Raw genomic sequence first — 23450 nt, forward strand, 5'->3', positions numbered from 1 at the left:
GTCCCGCGCGTTCAGCCCGGCGCACGCTGGCCTGCCCCCGTGGCGTGGCTGCGGTAGCGGCTGGTCGAGGTCTGGTAGTACTGCGCGCGGATGGCCGCCATGGCCTCGATCAACGCTCCCCACGGCGCGGGAAAGCATTCTTCCGCCATCAGGTGGTGCAGCATGCGCGTATGGCCGGCCAGCTCGTCCTTGAGGAACTCCACCACAGGCATAGCCGGATAGCGCTGCAGCAGCAGGATCGCCGCGTTGTCGGCCTCGCCGGCCGAGCTGTCCTTGTCGCGTCCATGCAGATCGTTCTGCAGACGCCCTATCGCGGAGATGAGCCGCAGGACCTGGCGAAACGCCGGACGCGCGCGCAAGGTCGCCATGTCCAGCCCCCACAGCAAAGACAGGCAACAGAACACATTCGCGTAGGCGATCAGATCGATGCCCTTGTGCAGGTACTCGGCGTAGGACCAGCGTTCCGCCCCTGCCGCCCGCACCTGTCCGGCGCGTAGCGCCGCGCAGTAGCGCCGGGTATCGTCGAGAAGCTGAGCATAGTCGCGACGATCGTAGGCGAGAGCGGCCAGCGAGGTGCGCAGCACAGCGCAGCCCTCGAATCCGGGGAGCGCGCACGGCACGCCCTGCCCCAGCGCATGCTCCACAGCGGCGAGCTGCTCCGGCGCGATCAGGCCAACGTCGTTGCAATCGTCGAGCCAGAACAGCAGCGCCAGTTCGCGATAGAACGCCACGATCAGCGTTTCGTCGTGCGGATCGCGGCCGGTGCGGGCGCTGGTGTCGAGCAGGCTCGGGTGGATGCGCTGCAGGATGTACTGGCCGCCCCTGACCGCTTCCATAGCATGCTCGTCGGCGAACCCGTTCAGGGAATGCCCCCACTCCAGCACCTGCTGCAGCGCGCGTCCGGTCTGGATCATGGCGCCACTCCTGCTCTCTCGGCCAGGGCACGCCGCCCCCAATGAAGCGCCAGCCACAACCCGGCAAGTTCGGCCACACGCACGACCCGCGTGGGGCAATACAGTTCCTTACCGATCCACAGCGGCGTCTGCGGCAATGCATGCGCCGCATGGCGGGCGAGCATCCACTCCAGCGCATGCGCCACCGCCTGCGCGATGCGCCGGCGCCCTGTCGGCTCTTCGCTCCCGTCCATCACATGCAACGCGAACAGCGCATAGGCGGTTTCCTCGAATGTGGACGCGCGACCGGCGCCCCAGCCGCCGTCGTCGCGCTGCGCCTGCAGCAGCGCCGCCAGCGCGCGCTCGTCGCGCCACTGGGGGTTGCCTTGCGCCAGCGCAGCGATGGCATGCGCGGTGGGATACAGCCATGAAACGTGCCATTTTTCGTTGTCCCATACACCGTTCGGGTTGCGATTAGCCTCGACATAGTCGCTGGTGCCGGCGGCGGGCTTTCCCAACAATCGCAACGCATGCAGGGCATGGATGTTGGTCGACACCGAGGCATTGCGCTCGCCGGGGAAGGTGACGAATAGCTCGCCGGTTTCGAAATGGCGCAAGGCATCGACCGCCGGCTCGCGGCCTGCAAGGCGCAGGACGCACAACGCAATGGCGGTGTCGTCCGCATCGGCCGCGAAATGCAACGCCGGGCCGAGACCGCGCACGCCCAGGCGGGCGTCGAGCTGCAAGACGATCACGCGCACCGCCTCGGCGAGCGCGGGATGCGCGAACAGCCCGGCCAAATGCAGGGTGTACAGCGACCAGCATGGCTCGAACACATTGATTGGCCAGACGTTGGGAACGACACCTTCGATGCCGCTGCGCGTCGCCCGCGATGCTGCCTGCAGATACGCGTCGGAGCGCCCGACCTGCGTCGTGCTCCCCTGAGTCACGGCGTGCGCACGCCAGGCGGCGGTCGCCGCCGGACTGATGCCGATGCTGCCGTCGTCGTCCGGGCATGCGGTGGTCGGCGACGTCCCCCAACCTTCCCAGGAGTGCAGCAACGGATGGCCGCTCGGCAACCTCCCCAGCGCCCCCAGCTTGACCAGGCACGCTTGCCGCAACGGCAACAGCGCCGGGTGGCGCGGAAACGCCACGCCGCCCAGCAAGGATGCGGCCTCGCCGCAAAATTGCGGCAAGATCAGCTCCGCGCCGATCGGCGCGTCTTCCGGCACCGCATGCGCGTAGGGATCGGGCTGGCGTTCGAGGAACCGGGTTGCAGCCTGGACTGCGTCGGCAGCGCCGGGAAGAGGATCGGCACGCTGCAATGCCAGCAACGCCGCCCACGTGGGCGCATGACGGAACAGCGGGAAGTCCGCGCTTCCCCATCCGCCATCGGCCTGTTGCTGCGAGATGAGCCACGCGTAGGCGTCCTGCCGACCGGTGAAGTTGCCGTGGAATTGCAGAGCTCGCGCCGTGTCGTAGACAGACGGACCGACGCTGCCGCCGTCGCTCATCTCGCTCAGCAGGTGGCGCAATTCGGAAAGGATCTGTTCGGACTGCGCGTTCACGCGAGAGGTTCCTTCTGCAGACGGTTGACGAGAACCAGGATCGGGCAGACGCCGCGCACGTTGCCGCAGGTCCGTCGCGGCCCGGCCGATGGGCAGCGCCGGACGGCCGCACTGCTCTGGCGCGGCGACTTGCCACCGACGCTGGCGCCGGTCCGCCGCATAGGCTTGGCCGCAGCGCGCCGCGGCCGTGCAGGGCAACCGCTGTGATCGGCGCCGCGGACTCGGACACGGTGCAGCATGCACCGCTACCGCCGGCCGATCGCAGCGGGACAGGGGCGACTCCATGCGCAACGGGCGCGCTCATGCGCATGGCGCGTGCTTGAACAGGTGCGCGTTGGCCCGCTGCAGCATCTGCCCCAACCGTTCCGCACGCGGCCCCAGCGGGACGATGGCCTCTCCGGCGTCGCGCAATAGATCGAGCGCGAACTGGCGCGCAGGCTCCAGCCCCATGATCGACGCGCAGGTCGGCTTCTGCGCCGCCGCGTCCTTCCCGGGGGTCTTGCCGAGCGTCGCGGTATCCGCTGTCGCATCGAGAATGTCATCGACCACCTGCAACGCCAGGCCGAAACAGGCGCTGTAGCGATCGAGCGCACAGTACAGCGCAGCGTGCGCGGCATCCTCCGCGATGGCGCATAGCGCGCCCATGCGAACGGACGCGCGCACTAGCGCTCCGCTCTTCATCCGGTGCATCGCGACGATCCTGTCCAGCTCGACGTGCTTTCCAACCAGCGACAGATCGATGGCCTGCCCGCCTGCGGCACCCTCGGCGGACACCGCCCGCGCCAGTTCGCGCACGAGCGCGATAGGATTGTCGCCCGGCGCATCCAGGCTCGCCAGGGCCAGGAAGGCGTGCGCCTGCAGCGCGTCGCCGACCAGGATCGCGGTGGCTTCGCCGAACTTGACGTGCACGGTCGGAAGGCCGCGGCGAAGCACGTCATTGTCCATCGCGGGCAGGTCGTCGTGGACCAGGGTACAGGCGTGCATCATCTCGATGGCGGCCCCGACGTCGTCGAGCATGTGCGCCGGCGTGTCGGCCAGTGCGCCGGCGGCCAGACAGAGCAAGGCGCGGGTGCGCTTCCCGCCATGCAAGGTGGCGTAGCGCATCGCTGCCATCAGCTCCGTGTCACCGTTGTCTTCGGCGCAGAGAAGGCGCGCGAGCGCTTGTTCGACCCGCTTTGCGCCGTCGTGCATCCAGATCTCCGGCAGCAGCCTGCCGGAAGCGCCGCGCGTCTGCGCGCCCAATCCGCCGAGCGCGGAAACGCCAGTTCGGTCGTCGTGTAGCGTGGAACCGATCTGCATGCTGTTCATGTCCTTGTACCTGACAGGAGACGGCCACGGCGAGCGGCGGGCCGCCGCGGTGTTGCCGGCGTCGCTGCCTCGCCATACGGGCGCAAGCGATGCCAGCTCATGAGAATCCGATGCGGATCTTCATGGACGGATGTGCGGTCGGGTAATAGCGCCGGCCTTTTTCGGCGCTGCTCAACAACCGCGGCCGCACCTCGGCCTTGTGCATGGTCAGCGCCAAGGCGATGCAGAACTGCACCAGTTCGAGCCATACCAGGTGGTAGCCGATGCAGACGTGTGGGCCGGTACCGAACTGCAGCATGTCCACCGGCCGGATCGGCTCCGTGCGTTGCAGCCACCGCGCCAGGCGGAACTGATCAGGCGTCTCGTGCAGCAGCGCCGAGGTCGAGAAATGCAGCAGCGGGATGCACAGATGGGTGCCCGCGGGAATGCGCCGTTGGCCGAGTTGCAGTTCCTGCAGCGCCCGCCGCGGCAGGAGCGTGGTCGTCGGATGCACGCGTAGCGTCTCGCGGAACAGGGCCTCGGCGACTGGACACTGCGCCAGGTCCGCGTGCCGGGTCGGCACCGCGCCCACGCGTTGCGCCTCCTCGACCAGGGCGTCCCACAGCACAGGCTGCCGCGCCAGCTCGATCACCATCCAGGCCATCGTCGAGGCGGTGGTGTCGTGACCGGCAAGCAGCAGCAATCGGATATTGGCGACCAGGACGTCATCGGAGAGCGCATCGTCGCTGCGATCGAAGGCGCTCACCATCTCGTCGATCAACCCGGTGCGCGCGGCATGCGCGCGCGCGTCGCGGACGAACTGGCGCAACTGCGCGTCGATCCAGTCGCGGGCGGCGCGGCCGCGCCGCAAGGGCAGACCGGGCAGGTCGACCGGGGGCGCGACGATCAACTGCAGCAGTTGCCGGTACTTGCGATGCCATCCCGGCAAGTCCTGCGCGGGGATACCCATGAGGCTGAAGATGAGCTTGAGCATCAGGTCGCCGGTTTCGCGCAGGATGGTTACGTCGCCGCGATCACGCCACGCCTGCACCCGCGCCCAGATGACGGGCGCGAACAGGTCGCCGATGCCGGCCTGAGTCAGCCCTTTGGGCAGGAACGCCGCCTTGATCGCATCGCGCGCCTGCCGGTGCGCGCCGCCGTCCTGGGCGACCAACGTTCCGCCAAGTAATTCGGGCGCGATCTCTTCGATCAGCGCCGAGGACACGTCCTTGTGCCGGAGCAGTGCGAACGCATCCGGATCCACGCACGTCATCAGGTGTCCGGCAGGGCCGAAATCCAGCCAGAAGTGGCTGCCCAGCATCCGTTCCGCGCGCCCCAGCAGGCGCGGCAGGTCGCAGACGATGGCGGGAAGATGCCCGACCAGGGGAAAGCGCCGGGCACGACCGGGATGTCGTACCGCAGCCGGTGCCGACGAGCCAGGGGTTGAGCAGCATGTCCCTCAGCAGCGCGGCGCCGCAGGCGCTTCGGCGGTGTTGCCGGGAGGCCGCGCGGCGCGGCTGTTGCCACCGTCGGCGTACGTCGGCACATGCGCCAGCATGCCGCCGTCAATGCACACGACCTGGCCGGTGATGAACGCAGCATCCTCGGAAAGCAGGAACGCCACCAGCGCGGCCACGTCCTCGGGACGGCCGACGCGCGGCAGGAGCTGGTGCCGGCGCAGATGCCGCTGCATGCGCTCGTCCAGCTTGGCGAGGAGACGCTCGGTCATGATGAGACCCGGCGCAACCGCGTTGCAGCGGATCTGCGCATGACCGTACTGGGTGGCGAGCGAGGCCGATAGCATGTTCATCGCCGCCTTCGACGCGGCGTAGGACGTCTGCGCGGTGTCACCGCTGAGCCCCTGGCACGACGACATGTTGACGATGGCGCCGCCGCCGCGGGCGATCATCCGTGGGATGGCCTGCCGGCAGCAGAGCAGGCTACCGCGCAGATTGATCGCCATGGTCTGATCCCAGACCGCCAGGTCCAGGTCGAGGATCGCTCGGTCGCGCGGGGTCAGATGCGTGGCGCTCGCGTTGTTCACCAGCAGGTCGACCCCACCGAAGTGCCGCTCCGCCGTCTCGAACAGCGCTGCCACCGCCTGCGCATCGGCGATGTCCATCGCCAGCGCCAGCGCGTGGCCCGCTTCGGCCGCGATCTGCGCGGTGCAGGCGATGGCCGCCGAGCCGTCAATGTCGGCCACCACCACTCTGCCGCCCTCGCGCGCGATGGCTAGGGCGCATGCCTTGCCGATGCCGGCGCCGGCGCCGGTCACCACGGCCACCTTGCCTTCAAACCGTCCGATCGTGTCCTCGTGGATTGCGTTGGTCTTTCGCGGCCTGCCGCTCGGCCTCGCCGGAGAAGGCGCGGGGTCGGCGGTGGCGCGCTCGTCATCGCCAGCGTCGCTTTCGATGACCCGAATGGCGGCGACCGGGCACTGGCTGGCCGCGAGCCGCACGGCGGCGTGCAGCACCTGCGGGACCGTCGCCACGCACACTTCGGCCACGCCGTCCGGTTCGCGCTGGCGAAAGGTGCCCGGCAGCGTCAGCACGCACTGTCCGGTGGTTCCGCACAGATCCTGGTCGACCACGACGCGCATCTCAGCCACCGTGCTCATGCAGCCGCACCGGCAGCGCGCGGAATGTCCTAAGGAACGCGGAGGGCTCCCGGGTGGGCTGCTCGGCCAATGCCAGCGTGGGGAAGCGCGCCTGGATCCGCGGCAGGCTCTCGGCCAACTGCACCCGGGCCAGTTGCGCACCGAGGCAGAAGTGGATGCCGTGGCCGAAGCTCAGCATGATCTTCCCGTCGGTCGACATGCCAGGACCGGTGCCGTAGAACCGCGCGGGATCGAAGCGGTCGGGGTCGGCGAAGGCGTCCGGGTCGCGATTGCCGGCCGCGATCAGCACCCGCACGTCCGCGTTCTTCGGGATCACCACGCCGCCTAGTTCGATGTCGCGCTGGGCGATACGCGGAATGGAGCTGAACATGGCGGGCGCGTCGCAGCGCAGGACTTCTTCGACGAATGCCTTCACCCCCGCGGCGTCTCCCTGCAGCCAGTGCCGCTGTTCGGGATACGCCAGCATCGCCAGGACCGCATGGTCGATGGTCGCGGCAGTGGTGGCGAAGCCGCCCAGCAGCATGCCCCACAGCATGCTGATCAACTCCGCATCCGACAGCGTGTCGGCATCGTGCTCGTGTGCGCCGACCAGCATCGACACTATGTCGTGGCGGGGATCGGTGCGCTTGCGCTCTATGAGGTCGCCGAAGTAGGCCTGCACGCTGGCGCTGGCCGCGTCCGCCGCGGCGAGCTGGGGATCGCTGGCGTGCGGGCTTAGGCCTTCCAGAATGGCGCCGATGTCGGCGGCGAGCCCGAACATGTCGTCTCGGGGCATGCCGAACAGTTCGGCGAAGATTAGCATGGGCAAGGCCAGCGCGAATTCCCGATGCAGGTCCACCGCCTCCCCGCGCTCCAGCGCGGGCGCCATGCCGTCCAGGCGCGCTGCGACGATGCGCGCGATGCTCGGCCGCAGGTCGTCGATCTGGCGCATGGTGAAATCGCGCGAGATCAGCCGGCGCAGACGCGTATGCGTCGGTGGGTCCTTCATCGCCAGCGTGGACGCCAGCAGATTGAGCGACAGGCTGGTCGCCGCGCGCGGGAAATAGCGCGCCAGTTCGCCGGGCGCCGGTCCCCGAAACGCATCCCCCGTGGCCTTGAGCGCCCAGTAGATGTCGGCGTGGCGGCTCAACAGAAAGAGGCCCGACGCCGCGCGATGCACCGGATCGTGCTCGCGCAACCATCGCAGGAACGGATACGGGTCGTCGATGCACGCTGGCGAAGCCAGTTCGGCGAAGGCGTCCCGGCATGCTGCTGTGGTTTCTTGCACGTCCATCTTGCTTAACTGTTGGCTGGCTGATCTGAACGGCGCGCGCCAGGCGCGCCGGCAAATTGCGGAGAAGATCGCGATTCCCGGGGGCGTCCGCGCATCACCAGAGCACCGGCAACTCTTCGAACCCGCCAGTGATGATCTCCTTGCGCAACTGCAGTTCTTCGGGCGCCACGGCCAGGCGCAGCGCGGGAAAGCGCTGGAAGATCGAACCGAACACCACTTTGAGTTCCAGCCTGGCCAGCGCCATGCCGAGGCAGTAGTGCGGACCGTAGGAGAACGCTAGGTGCGGATTTTCGTCGCGCCCGATATCGAAGATTTCCGGATCGTCGAAATGGCGCGGATCGAACGACGTCGCCGGCAGTCCGACCAGCACCTTGCTCTCCGCGGGAATATGCACGCCCGCGATGGTCACGTCGGTCCTCGGATAGCGCATGATGCCGTCCCAGCCCACGCCCACCGGGTACATGCGCAGGATTTCCTCCACCGCCGTGTCCACCAGGGATGGATCGCCGACCAGGCGTTCGCGCTGTTGCGGATGGCGGAACATGGCCAGCAGGCCGAATTCGATCTGCGCGACGGTGCTCTCGTGCCCCGCCACCAGCATGCCCGCGGCCAGGCCGATCGCCTCTTCCTCGGTCGCCTTGCCCTGGTCGACCGCCGCGAGCAAATCCGTCAGCAGGTTGTCGCCCGGATCCTGGCGCTTGTCCCGCATCTTTCCGCGAATGTAGGCGCGCAGTTCTTCCCAGGCCAGGCGCGACGCGCTGCGCGGGCCGCTTTCATGCTGGTGCGTCATTACCTCGTCGGAGAGCCCGGCGAAAAACGCGTGATCCTCGTAGAGCACGCCCATCAACGCGCTGATGACCATGGCCGGAAGCGGAAAGGAGAGGTGGCGCCGCAGGTCGGCGGGCTGGGGCTGGGCCGCCAGCGTCTCGAACAACTGCGCGGCGATCGCCTCGACCTGCTGCGCGAGCAGCTTCACCCTGCGGTCGCTGAAGGCCGGCGCCACGATCGTGCGTAACCGGGCATGCTCGCCCCCCTCGTGCGAGACCAGCCACCCCGGCGAACCGAGAATTACCGAATCCGGGGTGAATGCCGCCGGCGGCATTCCCGCGGGCCGGAACGCCGCGTCGGACAGCACCGCCTTGGCCTCGTCGTAGCCTGTCACCCACCAGCCTTCGTGCCCGGACGGGAAGCGCACGCGGTGGATCGGACCGTTGGCGCGTAGCGCCAACATCTTGGGCGAGGGCTCGATGTGATCGACGCGCCACATCGGCAGCGTCGGCAAGGGTTGTTCGGACATGGTGACACTTCAGTCTCTACGCGATGGAAGGGCGGAAGGTGACCGGCAGGCGCTGCGGGCTTCACGTGCGCTTGCGTTCACTTCTGTTCGTCGATGATAATCGGCGGGGAAGGCGGCCGGACCCTAGGGCCTCAAAGTGTCTTTAGCCAACTACCGAATCTTGTAGTGGCGTCCTAAACTAAACGCCTGGTGGCGCAAAAAACATGCGGAAAACTCTGTCTCCACGCGCTGCAATACGGAAACCTATTTCCGATGCGTATCCGCCTATGTTGGTTGGCTACATGCGCGTGTCGTCGGACTCCGAGCGCCAGAGCACGGACTCGCAGCGCGATGCGCTGCTCGCCGCCGGCGTTGATCTGGTGACCGGCCTGGGGTTCGCCACGACGACGAAGATGGCGCATTTCGCGAGACTTGATAGAGGGCCCGCGATTTTCGATGCAAACGTCAGCAAGGCGATCGTTGATCCTTCGGGCCCTTGGGGAAGCTCGTTTACAAGAACAAGATCCCTTCTCGGCTCAACGAACTTCCATGCGAAAGGCGTGCTGAACTATAGCAACTACGTCGAGGAAGCAGCGGGGCTTGCACGGCGTCACAACACAACCCTTTCGGGACAATAAGCTCGCAAAGGAAGCAGGTCCTTCAGCCGTCCTGACGCGCAATGACAGCCGCTGCAAAGAGCCCGGGCTGGCGCTATTTCGTCGTAACGCGTACCGGCAGTGAGCTGAGGGCCCGCAAGCCGCTGCTGTCGCGGTATACCGGCTCGCCCGTTGTCTCGATTGATGCGACGCTCGCCGCCAAGGCCGCCAGAACGGCTTCGCCTTCGAGCCGCGCGATCATCTGCCCCACGCAGCCGTGGATCCCGGTGCCGAAGCCGATATGCCCTGAAACGCGCCGGGTGATGTCGAACTGGTCGGGCCGTTCCCACCGCGTTTCGTCGCGATTTGCCGAACCAATCAGCAGTAATAGTTTCTCGTGCTTACCGATCGGCACCCCTGCGATCTCGGTTTCATGCGGTGTGGTCCGGAAGACGTAAGGTGCGGCGGAATCATAGCGCAGGCTCTCATCGAATGCCGCGCGCGCCAGCGAAGGATTGGCAGCCAGTACGGCCCACTGCTCCGGATGACGGGTCAAACTAAAGAGAGCCATGCCTATGGCACTGATTGTCGTATCCAGCCCCGCCGAGAGAAAGGACCGAACGAGCAGAGGCGCTTCGTCCTGGGTGACTTCGCCGCTATCGGCAGCCTCGTAGACCTGCGCGCCAAAACTGCCGGGAGCCAATGCCTCCCGTTGGCATTTTGCGGCGACCCAGGGCAAGACTTGAGGTGCCTGGGCCATGAGAGTTCGAAAGTAGTCGTTCTCGGGCCCCATGCCGGCAAAGACCATTGCGCCGTAGGTCAGAAAATTTTCGCGGCCTTCGTTGTCGATGCCCAGGGCGTCCGGAAATACGGTCACCGGAAATACTTCGGCAAGATCGCGGACTGCGTCGAACGATCTCTTTTCGATCAATTCATTGACCAGCGCGACAGCCTTGGCCTTGAAGCCGTTCTCGAGGCCCCGCATCGCACCCGGCGACATGATCCGCGCCAGCACCTTTCGGGTGCGTGTATGTAGCGGCGGGTCAGCTTCAAGGACAATGCTCGGCGGACGCCACGGCTTCTCCTTGAAATAATTGACGATGCCGGCACCACCGGCATTACTGAAGTTCAGATGGTCCGCAAAGACCGCCTTGATCTCGGCAAAACGCGGCACGGCGAAGATGCCGTACTTCTCAAGGCGGACGATGGGCGCCTTCGCGCGAAGCGCGGCATAGGCCGGATAGGGGTCGATGCGAGTGTCCCAGGCGAACGGATCAAAATCGCTGCAGGCGTACTCCAGTGCCGATGCTGCCACCGCTTCCCTCCCACTGTCGTTTCGTGTAGTTAATTGACTATAGTCATTTATAATGAGAGTTGGCAAGCCCACGAATCGAAGGGCGTTTTTTTGCCATGTAGCTGCAGGAGACCCCGGGCGGAGATTCGGATGTCGGTCGAGAGATCAGGAAACCCTAAGGCGATGCGGCGCTTTCAGAAGCGCGCGCGCCAACAAGCTGACAAGCGAGCGTTGCAGGCTCGAGATCCTTGAAACAGCGCGAAAGCAATTCGCGAGCGGCACACTCGAAACGGTTTCGATCCAGAAGATTGCCGATGCGCTCGGTTACTCGAAGGGCACGGTTCTCAAATACTTTCCGACCAAGATCCTGCTACTGATGGCAGTGAAGGAGAGGAATCTCGAGGAAATGGCGGATCGGCTCGAACAAGTCCGCGCCCTCCATTCCAGCGGCGAGGCCCGGCTGCGGCGCGTCATGCAGGCCTATATCGATTATTGGGTCGACAATCCCGATCATTTTCGATCGCTCTATTCGATGGCCGGCACGGTCGAGGACAGGCGTTTTCCCGACGGGGTTTATTTCGGGCAAACTGAGATCGCGCGAAAGGGATACGGGCTCTTTGTGACCTCGATCGCGGAGTATCTTTCCGAATTGGGCGTGGAGGCGACGCCAGGGCTGACGGAGCGCCTAGCGACCGCCCTGCTATCGGCGGCGCATGGGGTGATCTCGTTGCCACTGGGAACACCAACGATGAAATGGCCGGACATTCGCGGCAACGGGCGATTGGTCCTCGGCAGTCTCATCGACGCTTGGTCGGTGAAGATCAAAGCCGCTCGGCGGACAAAGACCTGGCCGAGAATTTCCATTGGTGATTTTCTTTAGCTCGGCAGCACCGGCTTGATGGCAGCCGTACGAACACCCCGTAACGCTCGCGCGCCTGGACGCGCCGCTCACGCAGAAGTTCTTCCAGCTTTCCGCTCTCAATCAACCGCATCACAGCCTCGGAGCAACAAACCAGGCACAGGCGTGCAGGAGGAGCTCAGTTTGAGCGATGTAGGCCGGCGGGACTGTTACTGTCCCGAGCCTGAAGGCTGGCGCAAGGCATTTGGAGTAGGACGTGATTTAGAAGGAGTGGGCCGGCACCAATGAGGCGATCGGCACAGGACGCTCGGGGAAGAAAAAGCCGTAAACGTCATCCTCTATGATGGCGATATCGAGCTCCTCCGCGAATTCACCGATGCGCGGCCGCGGTCAAGACTCATCGTGCGAGCCGTGGGGCTCTGCAACGTCGGCAGGCAATAGAGCACTCGCGCTGGGACGCCGGCAGGCTTTTTCAGCGCCTCAGGTGGTCGCGATCGGACAGCCGGCCGTCAGCGATGTCCCGCTCCAGAGCACTGACCAGGGCGAGCTAGTGTCAATCGGCGTTCGACTGGGACCCCCTATCGGCATCCAAAAGGGGCTCTGACGCAATTTTGGTGCAACACGGGTCATGTGGCACCGATTAGCCGAGCCTGCAGCAAGTCGAGCTTGGCGCGTCCGTACATTTGGCGCTTGACCAGTTTGAGCTTGGTGATCTGGCCCTCGGTCTGTCCGTTGGACCAAGACGTTGTGATCGCTGCGCTGACGGCGGCCTTGTCCTGGATGACGCCGTTGGCGAAAGACATGACGAGGCTTGCGCGTGCCCGTTCCAACCATGGTTCAAGCTCTCCGTGAGCCTTCTTGCGGATCATCGCATGGAAAGCGGCTATGATCTCTCGAGCTTCCACCAGAAGAGGAACGCCCTGCTCAATCGCCGCAATGGTGACGGTCTCTGACCTTGATAGTGTATCGCGGCCATTGGTCATCAGGCGGGCGATAGTTCTCGCGGACGGTACGCGCTGCAGGCTCTGAGCATCGGGCATTTCGGCACGCCGACGGCGTGTCGCCCATTCGGCAACGACTCGCACCGAGCCTCTAAATCCCTGCGCCTTGAGGCGACGCCAAAGGTCGGCGCCATTACAATGGCCAGCGGCCCACTGAACATCCAGCCATGGCAGGTAGTGCTCGAACGAGCTCTCGCGCACCCTGAACACATCGGATCGCTGACCTCGCAATACCCTGCGGACGAGACCCCGACTATGTCCAGTGAGCCGTACGACTCTCCTTTATGGAGACGCCCGTCTCAGCCTGTTTGAGGATTGCCGCGTTGGTGTCCTCACGCCGAAGATAGCCCTCATACTGGATGCGCTCGGCGGCGGTCAGCAAGTCGGGATTTATGGTGGCGGAGCCGACCGCGATGCGGACCTGGCGCATGGATTTGCGAACCGCATCCAGGAAGGCGTGGCTGGCGTTCTCCATGAGGTGCCAACGGTCGGCGAGCTGGGTAGCGTGCGGGAGTGCCTTGGCCGCAGCAAGGGCGTAACCGCCGCCCCGGTCGCGCGCGACCACAGCGATCTGTGGCTGCCCCGCGAGCCAGGCCTGCGCAGTGGCTGGCTCTCTGTCGGGTAAGAGAGTGATCGGTCGTCGCCGCTCGAGGTCGCAGATGATTGTTCGGTACCGCTGATTGCGCCGCCAGGCCCAGTCGTCGATACCGATCACGCTCGGCGCAGCAATAGGGGGACAGCCCCGCCTTCGAACCACCCGAAGTAACGTATCGTTGCTCACGGGCAGCACGGGCAAAACTCGCGGCCACCCAAGGCAAGCCCAAGGTGATGGACGACCAGATCGAGCCGGGCCGTTCGCCGCGCCCACGGCGCCAGAGCGCCGTCATCGAAACGCTCGGTGAAAATACGTCGACCGCACATAACAGTAACGCAGCGGAAGCGGCGCGCCACGATCACCAGGCGAACCGGCCGCCCCGCCAGCGGCAGATCGGTGAGGCGTCGCTGATATCGGCTATGGATCCGCCCAGAACTGGCTCCGCATCCAGGACAGAGGCTCGTCCCGCTCGTGGGACGGATGGTGATCACGGTCGCGGCGCCGTCACAGACGGCGCTCTCCACGTTAAACCCGCGAGGGACCAAGGCCGACGGACGTAGGGCTCGCTGCATGGTATTGATTCCTTTGTGAAACCAACGCGAGCCGACGCTTGAACTTCATCAAAAGTGATGGTGTGGAACGGCCCTTCGAACCGGCATCAAAAGTGCCTAACGTGCTCGCGTAGAGAGGCGCCACAAAGGAAGGACCGTTCCATGGAGAAGATTATCACAGTGGGTTTGGATTTGGCCAAGTCGATCTTTCAAGTTCACGGCATCGCCGAAAACGGGAAAGTCTTGGTTCGTCGCACATTGCGGCGATCGCAGGTTCTGCCCTTCTTTCGGAGCCTTCCAGCTTGCGTGGTAGGTATGGAGGCCTGTGCGAGTGCCCATCACTGGGCACGCGAGATAGCGGCGTTGGGCCACTCTGTCCGCATGATGCCGCCAGCCTACGTGAAGCCTTACGTCAAACGAAACAAGACCGACGCGGCGGATGCTGAAGCCATTTGTGAGGCGGTCAACCGCCCGACAATGCGGTTCGTGCCCGTGAAGACTGCCGAACAACAAGCAGCCAGCATGATTTTGCGAACGCGAGAGATGCTGATGAAGCAGCGCAGCCAGACTGCAAATGCCCTGCGTGCCCATATGGCCGAATTGGGCATTATCGCTGGCACAGGCATGGCAAGCATCGCAAAACTCCTGGTGCTTCTCCGGGACGAAAAAGACAATAGGATTCCCGGCGCCGCCCGCTTTGCCCTGATCCTATTCGCTGAACAGATTGAGCTGCTTACAACCCGCATAGAGAAGCTCGACAGAGAGATTTTGGTTGCCGTCAGAAAGGACCCTGATGCAAGGCGTCTGATGAGCATTCCGGGCGGTCCTCTCATCGCCGCTACCGTTCGGACATCCGTCGTGGATGCTCGCGATTTTGCGACTGCACGAGATTTTGCGGCTTGGACGGGGCTCACACCGAGGGCACAGTCGAGCGGCGGGAAAGAAAGGCTCGGCGCGATATCAAAGCGCGGAAATCGGCAACTACGGACGCTCCTGATCGTTGGTGCGACCTCTATCATCAAGCTTGCTAAACGAGGCTTGAAAGTCCCACTCTGGATTCGGACCATGCTGCAAAGACGGCCGGTCAAGGTCGTATCGGTCGCGCTCGCTAATAAGATTGCGCGCACGATCTGGGCCTTGCTGGTCAGAGGCGGCAACTATCAGGCGCCGGCCGCAATGCTGAAATCCTAATCTCAAGAGCTCTCCGGCGGAAGAAGAACGCTGCCGAGGAGGCAAGGTGCAAATCTGGATGAACCCCGAATGACGTCATTCCCGGTAGCAATCAGACCGCCTGACTCACTGCGCTTCGAGCGCGAGAAATTGATTGGGCGATTGCTTCCGCGGATATCATCGTGGCCAGCGGCCAGGCGCCGCGTTCACAGGCCGAACATATGACCGCACCGTCATCCCTTGTTCAACCAGAGAAAGATCTTGCAGCCCGGGCCGTTCCACATATGAGTCAGAGCCCTTATTCCATGCCGAAACACAAGGTAGCTCATGGGCAGCCGACAGTGATGGCGATGCTCGAGTGCTACGAACCTTCGCTCGTCGCCTGGCGCATTCTTTCGCGCGCAGCCGACGCTTTTATGATTGTCGATGACGAGGACGCCGTCGGGGTTATGAACCGTTTGGCCAATCCCCGGGACGGTGATCCGGCTGTCGTTGCAGCCGAAAGTGTGGGGTTGGTCTGGCAGGGTTGCTGAAAGTTGCTGCCGATTCGACCTTGCGCGCTTGATTGGTCTTGAACCGGACGCACGGGTCTTCCTCATCAATACCGAGGGCGCGACGGATCCTGGCGCTTACGAACAGCTCGTGGGTCAGTCTCTATCGCAAGTGGTCAGGAGAAGCTTGGAGGCCTAGACGCTCATGATCCGCGGCCCGTTCGGTGAACTCGTGACGAGGACGAAAGCCCAAGAGAAGGCCAAGAACTAAGGCATCCAGCGATTGACCCTATGATTGAAATCCGCCGCAGATTTCTGCTTCCAACGAGGCCCGTACGCACGTTTTCGGCACAAAAGGCATGGCTTTGCCGTCTTGCCGCAAGAACAAGCGCTATGACTTTGGCGCTTTGCAGTCCAAACGCGTTCGCCTCATCGAATGATACAACAGCTTCATTTTCTTCTTGATTCGGCCCACCGGCTATGAGCCGTTTCATAATTGCGATACAGCTCTCCGAGTAATCTGTCGATATGCGTGGACTCCTGATCGTTCTCACGGCTTTCGCGATCATGTTGGCGGCACGCGGCCACCACCGAAGCGCGTTCATGCCGCGCCCGACGGCGCCCATGCCACCCGTCAATGTGCCCTAACAACACGAGGTCTGTCGGGTACGCGGCTGCCTGCGAGCGAACGCAGGGCAGATCGGGCCGGCAACAAGGGACTGCTAGGCTGATTTCGGCGCATTCTTCAGATAGACGACAGCGCGACGTCCCGCAGAGGTCAGCTCCCCACAGTCGTTTTTCCCGCCCGCACCGCTTGGATCAGTTGCTCAGCGACATATCGACGGCTCTCGTGGTCACCGCCATTTGGCAGTCCCGCACAGACCTGATCCAAGACCAGGCCCATATTCGCTTGAACCTCTCCCGTAAATTCGCTCACGCTCCATCTCTCCTTTCGAGGGATAATGCGATAAGGCTAGTGCCCTCTTTGCACTCGGTATAGCGCACACTTGTCGAGCGGTTAAAAGCCTCTCGCGTGCAGAAGTGAATTCATGGTTTGACGCGGCTTGGTATCCTCGCAATTCGCGCGGCGCCTGCGTTCGAAACGATCGCGCCGCGTTCAGATCGTCTCATTGCGAGGAGGACGGAATCGTCCCGTACGGCTCGGATTTCCGGGCTCTCGCCAACCGCATTTCCCTGAGCGAGCCTCACGCGGGCGCTATGGTCCTCACATGGGCGGCCATGGCCCTCTGGTTCGGCGCGGGCGGCCGTTGCGCCGCAGTTCACGCGAGACTGTCGAATCAGCCCGCCCCAGGCGACGTCCAATCTGTTGGATCGATTGGCCCTGCACCTTGAGAGGCCGATCTCTTCGCGCTCTACCAATGAGAGCTATTGCCCCGAGACAGCCTTTGCCGAAGATCTGAACATCCTGGTGGCATGTCGCCCGCCTTTCGGAATAATCTGCTTCCGCGGTAGGTCGAGGGGGCGATCGGCAGCATCTTTCAGATCGGCTCAACCCCACGCGCCGCACGATCATCGTCAACGCGATCATGGCTTGGACCAGCGGTCGAGCTCCGCCGTCGCAAAATAAGCGCTTGCCTTACGCAGGATCTCGTTGGCTGCCGACGCTCGCGGTTCTTCCGGTCCAGAGCCTTGGGCTTCTCGGCCAGCTCGGTCGGAACGCCGGCCCGCTGCCCACTGTCGATCTCGACCTTCTTGACTCAGTCATGCAAGGTCTGCGCGTGCAGCCAATCTTGGCCGCAATGGAAGTCACCGTCGTCCAGCGCGACCTGTGCTCGTTGGCCTGATACAGAGCTATACGAACCGCTCGGGCTCGGGCGTCGGGTGAACATTTGCGTCGTCTTTGCTTGTCTTGGCTCCACCTTCTCAAGACTTGGAGCCTCCGCCAAACCTGCGGCGGCGGTTCAGATGGGCGCTCAATCCTGCAAGCGCTCAAACGCTGACGGCACGATTTGAGTGAGTTGTGCTGTCAAGATGCTCTGGTCTACTCAGCTTCTGGCGGAGCGATCCGTTTGCAACCACGAGAGCACAAAACGCGGATGCCCGCCGGAAGGCGGCGAACTGTCGCTCGATCTTGCTGGAAAAGTGCGCTCTGCCCCGAGACCAGCAGGAATTATCCGGCTCATTTGAATAACAATGCCGAGATTGGCCAGAAAGGGAAGCGGAGCGGCGATTGCCGATCTCTATTCCTCGCCGCAGAGGTCGTTCATGGGCAGTCATGATCTTGTCTCCAGCAGCTTCCTCGGGCTGACCGCAGCCGGATTTGCGCTACTCTGCTCGAGCCTGCTTGTCCTCGTCTTCACATGAAGTGAGCCCCCCTCGTATGGCCCGTCTGGTCAGTCAGTTCATCGACTGGACGGACTGCTTCCTACACTTTGAAAGGCTGGCACGGCTCCAGCAGGCCGTGATGAGTATCGTAGCCGCCCGGCCGAAATCCTCGACGCGATAGCGGCCCCTGCCCGCAACCTTCGAAACAACCGTAAGCCCGTCACGCAACGCCGGTGAACTTACTCCAGAAAGTCGTTGTCCCAACCGCCGGGCCTGAACGGCATGACAGTGTTGAAGGTCGGCCGCAGCCGAGACTAACCTGGGATCTGCACCGGCAGTGCGGAATAACCGTGCACAAAATTCGATTGAACTCGCTCCGGTTCGCCGACCACATTTACCTCCAAACATCGATTCAGCATCTCCTCCCACAGGATTTTCAGCTGCAGCTCCGCAAGGCGCCTACCCACGCAGCGATGAATCCCAAATCCGAAAGAGAGATGTTGCCGTACATTTTCCCGATCGATGATGAAGCTGTTGGCTCTCGCAATGACCTCGTCATCTCGGTTGCCAGAGATGTACCACATCACAACTTTCTCGCCTCGCCTGATTCGCTTGTGGCCTATCGTGAAATCGTCCACAGCGGTCCGGCGCATGTGTGCAATGGGGGTTTGGTATCGTATAATCTCGGATACCGCACCGGACACCAGCGAAGCATCATCCCGGAGTTTTCGCATTTCGGATGGATTTTGGCTCATGAACAAGACGCCCCCGGTAATTGAGTTGCGCGTAGTATCGTTACCTCCAACAATCAGCAGAATGAGGTTGCCCAGGAACTCGCGGGGCTCCATGTTTCGGGTCGCCGGTGAATGCGCCATCATCGAGATCAGGTCACCGCGCGGCTCACAATTGACCCGTTCGCTCCAAAGCCGCGTAAAATAGTCCAGGCACTCCGACAGCACCACCTTTCGCTTTTCCCAGCTGTCGATCTGGTCGCCCATTTGTGGAGTCAAGGCAGCTACGTCCGACCAGTAGGTCAGCAACCACCGATCCTGAAATGGAAAATCGAACAGCGTGGCCAGCATTTGGGTCGTCAACTCGATCGAGACCCTGTCGACCCAGTTGAAGGTATCGTTGCGCGGCAAACCGTCCAAAATCTTCTGAACCCGCGAGCGGATCAAGCCTTCAAGATTTGCCAAGTTCTCCGATGCCGCTATCGGACTGATAGTCTTACGCTGCTGAGCGTGGAGAGGAGGATTCATTTTGATAAAACTGGGGGTCCAATACTCCTCCGGCGGGTCGACTATTGTGACGCTTCGCTCTGATGAGAATGTTGTGTGATTTGAGTCCACGGCTATGATGTCGCGGTATTTTGTTATCGACCAATATGGTCCGTATGGGCTGTTTTCGCAATAATGGACGGGATCTTCCCTTCGCAGCCGCTCGAAATAAGGCCAAACTGTATCATCCTCGAAGCGCTTGGGCTCGCTTACATCAAGGCGACTCAGCGGGATATCAGTGCTCTCGCAGGCGCTTTCTGTCGATAACGCTGTCATAATTGTCTCGCTGACATTGGCCTGCAATTTTGCTGGATCAGCTGAGTGCGCTGTCTAGAGTTCGCGGGGGAAGCTTGCTCGAACACGACGAGCTTGGGCGGTGCACTAATGATCTGTCACGCATGTTCATGGCTGGACTTCGCGCGAGCTCCGAAATCTGAAATCATGTTACGGACTTTGGTTCGGTCCCTGTCGACAAAGATAATCGAAAGGCGAGCGAAGCTCCCCTATCAGGATTGGGAGGGCGCGAACGTGCCCTTTGTGGTAGTCAACATCAAGCCGCAAGCACTCGCAGCTGTGGCACCCAGCCGCTTATCGTCATTTTCTCGGGCAGGCAGCCCTTTGCCACTCGACCACTTACATTGCGCGAAGCGACGGATGTCCGAACTGGCAACAAAGTATCTTCCATGCGTTGGAATAGAAGAGAATTGGCACACCTGAAACAGCTCTGGTCCGAGGAACAGAGTGCCGCGCAGATCGCGGGTCATCTCGAGTGCAGTCGCAAGCCGTCTGCGGCAGGCTGACTCGGTTGGGTCTCACTCGAGGTCACAAGCCACCAACAGCAAAACTCAAGATTAGATCGGTCCCCAAGCGAGGGCCGACGTCGATGGCTGCCCGCCGCGATCGCGTCCGAAAGAAGCTGCCGCAAAAGGCGCTAGAAACGCGGCCTCAGGAAATGAGCAAGCGGCATCTTTACGCAATCCTAGCTGAGGCGGTCAGGAATACCGTCTAGAGCTATCGGCGCCGCGATCTCCCGGGTCTAGGCCGCCGTAGTCGGCTCATTGGGGCTATTTGGTTTCGCGCGATTTGAGCCTATCCGACGAACAGTGGCGTCCAGTAGAACGTTCGCGGCAGGAGGGCTCGATCGTACATCAAGTCATCCAATCTCAAGAGGCCGGATGCGCTGAATTGGAGAGAAGAGAGCGTTCTGCTTATTGAGCCTCGTTTTTCGGGTATGCGTTTTTGGGAAGCGCCCGGCGTCCTCGTTTGCGCCGGTGTTTGGAACTTTCGGCACAACGCCGCGCCCAACGAACTACACGAGCCCGGGTGAAGCCGCTTGATCCTCAACCACTTTCGATATCTGCGACCGACGTGTGGAGAGCTGGACTGGGACTGAACACTCGGCAAATCATCGAGGTACGACGTGTCAGGGGGTGAGCGCGGTGGTGCTCCGACTGTGATCGGACCTTCTGGGTTAGACGAAGGCGCGAGTTTCCTCGCCGGCTTCGATAGGTTTGAGCTGACGGCGGAGATGAAACGGAAGAAGGTGAAGCGGTGAGTACCAGATAGCTCCACTATTCGATCGCTCGCCTGTTCTCCCGAAAGAACCTCCGATAGAATCGCCTGTCGTCGGGCGGCGCCATGCTTAGCGTTGGAGCGGCTTGACGAGCTGCCCTCGCGAGATATTGCCTGACGTCGCTTAAAAGGTCGGCTCCTGCGGTGCGCAGACACACGAAAACGGCTACCCCCAACGTAGGTGCCTTGACGTCTGTGCAAAACTGGCGGCGCCTCTGAGGCGGCCGGCTGTTCAATTGCACCCATCCGTTCTCGCTCACCCACCCGGCTCATTTCCTCACGCCAGCTGCGCGAGAGCCGCCGATAGGAAACGTTTCGCTCGTAGCAATATTGCCGCCGAGTAACGGACGCATGAAAGGACTTCTTCTGCGAGGGATCCACGAAGACGCCCACCGACAATCCCTTCATTGGCGAATTTCACTACATACCGGGACGGAGCCAAGCGGACCCATTATTCCTGGACCGATGGGGAATACGCTACGCAGAATCAACTACCAACCTTGTCAGTTGATGGAGAATACGGGACCGTATCAATGTTGGTCATTGAACCTCGCACGAGTCAAATCGTGGAGCAGTTCGAGCTCTAGCAGCTTAAACGGCCCTGGTGGGCATCTCGTTGCCGAAGATCAAAGATTATCGAGGCGGACGAATTGGGGACCCCGCCGTGGCCGTGTTAATTCGAGTATCTCGCTTGCAGAACTTGTTCTCTGTGTCCGAGGGGAGCGGATTGTTATCCGACAGCGCGTTCTTCGGCAGATCGGCCGTCACGCAAGCTCCCAATTGCCTAGCGACAGTCTCGATCGCCCTTGGCAAGCAAAGGGATGCAAGACAATTCGCTTGCGACGGAAAACTTCGTAAACATGGGATAAGAATCCTTGCAGACCTCGATCTTAAGCACGTATTACGATGCTCGCCTTCCTTGGTACACCATCTATCCAACTGTAGCCCAGTTCTCCAAAGCAGTCGGCGGCGACGCCTGTGAGAGATGGCTGCAGCAGCTGCCGCTTGATCAATCGGTGTCGCTCTATTTCCACATTCCGTTCTGTCGATCGATATGCTGGTATTGTGGCTTCGCTCGAAGCATCACTCGCCGGCATTCTCCTATCCTCGACTTTTTGGGGGTTCTTCGTAGGGAGATCGATTTGGTCGCGGCGCAGGTTGCGCAACCGCTGCCTGTGAGCGACGTCCACTTCGGCGGTGGAACGCCGACCCTCATCGAGCCAACGGAATTCCGGCGGTTGATGGAGCTTCTGCGCCGCCGCTTTGCGATTTCGAACACGGCCGCCATTGCTGTTGAGATCGACCCGCGCACGTTCACGCTCGCCACATGCGAAGGATTGGCGGCTGCCGGCGTGAACCGCGCGAGCCTCGGCGTCCAGAGCTTCGATCCAATTGTCCAAAAAGCCATCAACCGGGTCCAGAGTGAGGCACAAACAGAGCGCGTTGTCCAGTCGCTGCGGCAGCATGGAATAATGCGCGTCAACTTCGACCTCATCTACGGGCTACCAAATCAGACGGTGCAGTCCTGCGTTCAGACCGCGACAACGGCGCTGGCAATGCGACCAGACCGGCTTGCGGTGTTCGGCTACGCGCACGTTCCTTTCTTCAAGAAGAATCAGCGCCTGATCGACGAGGCAGCGCTGCCAGACAGCCATGCCCGTGCAGAACAAGCAGCCGCGATGGCCAATACACTGACTGCAGCGGGCTACCGCCAGATCGGACTCGACCATTTCGCCTTGCCGCACGATGAGCTCGCGCTGGCGCAGAAAGCCGGTCGCCTGCGGCGGAATTCACTCGGTTACTCGGCCGACACCTGCCATAAAGTGATCGGCTTCGGACCGTCGGCGATCGGCCGGCTTGGCGAGGGCTACGTCCAGAACGAAGTTACGGCGGGTTCCTACAGCGGCCAAATCAACGCCGGCCGTCTGGCGACGTCAAAGGGCTACTGTCTCAGCCTTGAAGACCGCGTCCGGGCCGCGATCATTGAGCGGCTAATGTGCGATTTCGAGGTGGACGTGCCGGCAATTTGCGTTGCTCATGGATTTGACCCGGTCGGTTTGCTCGGTTCAGGCGAACGCTTGGCAATGCTCGCTGACGATGGGATCGTCGAAATGGAAAAGGGATTCCTCCGCGTGAGGCCGGAGCATCGTTTTCTCACCCGGGCCGTGGCAGCCGCATTCGATTGTTTCTTCGCACCCCCTCTGTTCAGACCAGCCAACGCAATGATTGGATGAAATGAATCTCGTTTTGCTGCACGCGCCAGGAAGCCTGAGGAATGTGGTCGCTCACCTGGCACACTCACAACCAGCTCCAAACCGATCAACGACGACGTGCGAAGCTGTGAGGCGGAGAGCCGCCCTGACCGCGCCGCGAAGACAAGCTGGACGCACTACCGCCGGGAAATGGACACCCCGACAACAACGCTCCTCGCTCAAAAGCAGCATGACCATACATCTCGACAAGTTTCATAGCCACGGACCTCGATAGGGACGACGATTGGGTGCGCGACGCCGCCAACCAACTGGAGATCGAGAACGGATCATCTTATGTCGTCGGAGATGATGACATCTTGACGTTTAGGGACTTCCGTATCGAAACCCCTGATCGAGCCCGTCCGGGTGGACAAGGACATCTGACCCTTGGCTCCGGCGGTGGCCGCGGAAATCATGCGTGATACGGCGCAAAGGATATTCGAGCGTCACAATTACAACCAGATCCGGCGGGATCTCGGTCTTCGAAAAGACCGTTCCCTGTAAGAGCTTCGCGCGACGTGGATCGAAGCGAACGCCTAGAATTCACCCGCCGACGCTGCGATACCGATCGGCCGTGAACGCCGGGGTTGTG

General features: G+C 62.4%; 12 protein-coding genes, 7 pseudogenes and 1 other annotated feature. Of the genes and pseudogenes, 6 read left to right on the forward strand and 13 right to left on the reverse strand.

Features of this window, described 5'->3' with window-relative positions; translation table 11 throughout:
* Positions 1–11 precede the first annotated feature (11 nt).
* From AB3L03_RS11290 to AB3L03_RS11325, 8 genes and pseudogenes are all read right to left on the reverse strand, one after another.
* Positions 12–914, reverse strand: a complete 903-nt coding sequence (locus AB3L03_RS11290) for a hypothetical protein (RefSeq protein WP_368508593.1) — start codon at positions 912–914, stop codon at positions 12–14.
* On the reverse strand, positions 911–2461 hold the full coding sequence (locus AB3L03_RS11295; RefSeq protein ID WP_368508594.1) for a hypothetical protein: 1551 nt from the start codon (positions 2459–2461) through the stop codon (positions 911–913). Before AB3L03_RS11295 ends, AB3L03_RS11290 begins: the two co-directional genes overlap by 4 nt.
* 300 nt (positions 2462–2761) lie before the next feature.
* Positions 2762–3760, reverse strand: coding sequence for a polyprenyl synthetase family protein (locus AB3L03_RS11300; protein WP_368509031.1), 999 nt, complete (start codon positions 3758–3760; stop codon positions 2762–2764).
* A 106-nt stretch (positions 3761–3866) separates the two neighbouring features.
* Positions 3867–5227, reverse strand: a pseudogene (locus AB3L03_RS11305) (cytochrome P450).
* The gene (locus tag AB3L03_RS11310) at positions 5208–6053 is read right to left on the reverse strand and encodes an SDR family oxidoreductase (RefSeq protein WP_368509032.1); all 846 of its coding nucleotides are present in this window, start codon (positions 6051–6053) and stop codon (positions 5208–5210) included. Before AB3L03_RS11310 ends, AB3L03_RS11305 begins: the two are co-directional and overlap by 20 nt.
* Positions 6040–6347: pseudogene (locus AB3L03_RS11315) on the reverse strand (ferredoxin). The gene AB3L03_RS11310 and the pseudogene AB3L03_RS11315 overlap by 14 nt, the downstream one beginning before the upstream one ends.
* Position 6348: 1 nt before the next feature.
* Positions 6349–7638 carry a cytochrome P450 gene (locus AB3L03_RS11320; RefSeq protein WP_368508595.1) on the reverse strand — a complete coding sequence of 430 codons (1290 nt, stop codon included), beginning with the start codon at positions 7636–7638 and terminating at the stop codon, positions 6349–6351.
* Positions 7639–7732: 94 nt separating this feature from the next.
* Positions 7733–8935 (reverse strand): cytochrome P450, encoded by a 1203-nt coding sequence (locus AB3L03_RS11325; protein WP_368508596.1) that lies wholly within the window; start codon positions 8933–8935, stop codon positions 7733–7735.
* Positions 8936–9201: 266 nt separating this feature from the next.
* Here AB3L03_RS11325 and AB3L03_RS11330 point away from each other — a divergent pair.
* A pseudogene (locus AB3L03_RS11330) lies at positions 9202–9291 on the forward strand (recombinase family protein); the annotation flags it as partial.
* A gap of 334 nt (positions 9292–9625) precedes the next feature.
* Here the strand turns inward: AB3L03_RS11330 and AB3L03_RS11335 are convergent.
* Complete coding sequence (locus AB3L03_RS11335) at positions 9626–10825, reverse strand: cytochrome P450 (RefSeq protein ID WP_368508597.1); 1200 nt, start codon at positions 10823–10825, stop codon at positions 9626–9628.
* A gap of 52 nt (positions 10826–10877) precedes the next feature.
* Here AB3L03_RS11335 and AB3L03_RS11340 point away from each other — a divergent pair.
* Both AB3L03_RS11340 and AB3L03_RS11345 read left to right on the forward strand, forming a co-directional pair.
* Positions 10878–11117 (forward strand): annotated as a pseudogene (locus tag AB3L03_RS11340) (hypothetical protein); the annotation flags it as partial.
* A gap of 63 nt (positions 11118–11180) precedes the next feature.
* On the forward strand, positions 11181–11684 hold the full coding sequence (locus tag AB3L03_RS11345) for a TetR-like C-terminal domain-containing protein (RefSeq protein ID WP_368509140.1): 504 nt from the start codon (positions 11181–11183) through the stop codon (positions 11682–11684).
* Between the two features lie 605 nt (positions 11685–12289).
* Here AB3L03_RS11345 and AB3L03_RS11350 read toward each other — a convergent pair.
* Positions 12290–13831, reverse strand: a pseudogene (locus AB3L03_RS11350) (ISL3 family transposase).
* A gap of 141 nt (positions 13832–13972) precedes the next feature.
* Between AB3L03_RS11350 and AB3L03_RS11355 the strand changes: the two are divergent.
* Together AB3L03_RS11355 and AB3L03_RS11360 are read left to right on the forward strand one after the other, a co-directional pair.
* Complete coding sequence (locus tag AB3L03_RS11355; protein WP_368508598.1) at positions 13973–15001, forward strand: IS110 family transposase; 1029 nt, start codon at positions 13973–13975, stop codon at positions 14999–15001.
* A 299-nt stretch (positions 15002–15300) separates the two neighbouring features.
* Positions 15301–15670 (forward strand): annotated as a pseudogene (locus AB3L03_RS11360) (diaminopropionate ammonia-lyase); the annotation flags it as partial.
* 1026 nt (positions 15671–16696) lie between these two features.
* Here AB3L03_RS11360 and AB3L03_RS11365 read toward each other — a convergent pair.
* The 3 genes and pseudogenes from AB3L03_RS11365 to AB3L03_RS11375 all read right to left on the reverse strand — a co-directional run bounded on the left by AB3L03_RS11365 (position 16697) and on the right by AB3L03_RS11375 (position 19310).
* Positions 16697–17005 carry a helix-turn-helix domain-containing protein gene (locus tag AB3L03_RS11365; RefSeq protein WP_368509033.1) on the reverse strand — a complete coding sequence of 103 codons (309 nt, stop codon included), beginning with the start codon at positions 17003–17005 and terminating at the stop codon, positions 16697–16699.
* Positions 16950–17062 (reverse strand) — a sequence feature (AL1L pseudoknot). Its footprint overlaps the gene before it by 56 nt.
* Positions 16974–17359, reverse strand: a pseudogene (locus AB3L03_RS11370) (transposase); the annotation flags it as partial. Its footprint overlaps the feature before it by 89 nt. The gene AB3L03_RS11365 and the pseudogene AB3L03_RS11370, both read right to left, overlap by 32 nt.
* A gap of 712 nt (positions 17360–18071) precedes the next feature.
* Positions 18072–19310: a cytochrome P450 gene (locus AB3L03_RS11375; protein WP_085348739.1), complete on the reverse strand. Its 1239-nt coding sequence runs from the start codon at positions 19308–19310 to the stop codon at positions 18072–18074.
* A gap of 2171 nt (positions 19311–21481) precedes the next feature.
* Between AB3L03_RS11375 and hemN the strand changes: the two genes are divergently transcribed.
* Complete coding sequence (gene hemN / locus AB3L03_RS11380; RefSeq protein ID WP_368508599.1) at positions 21482–22840, forward strand: oxygen-independent coproporphyrinogen III oxidase; 1359 nt, start codon at positions 21482–21484, stop codon at positions 22838–22840.
* Positions 22841–23450: the final 610 nt, after the last annotated feature.

This window comes from Bradyrhizobium lupini (genome assembly GCF_040939785.1).
Taxonomy (GTDB): domain Bacteria; phylum Pseudomonadota; class Alphaproteobacteria; order Rhizobiales; family Xanthobacteraceae; genus Bradyrhizobium; species Bradyrhizobium canariense_D.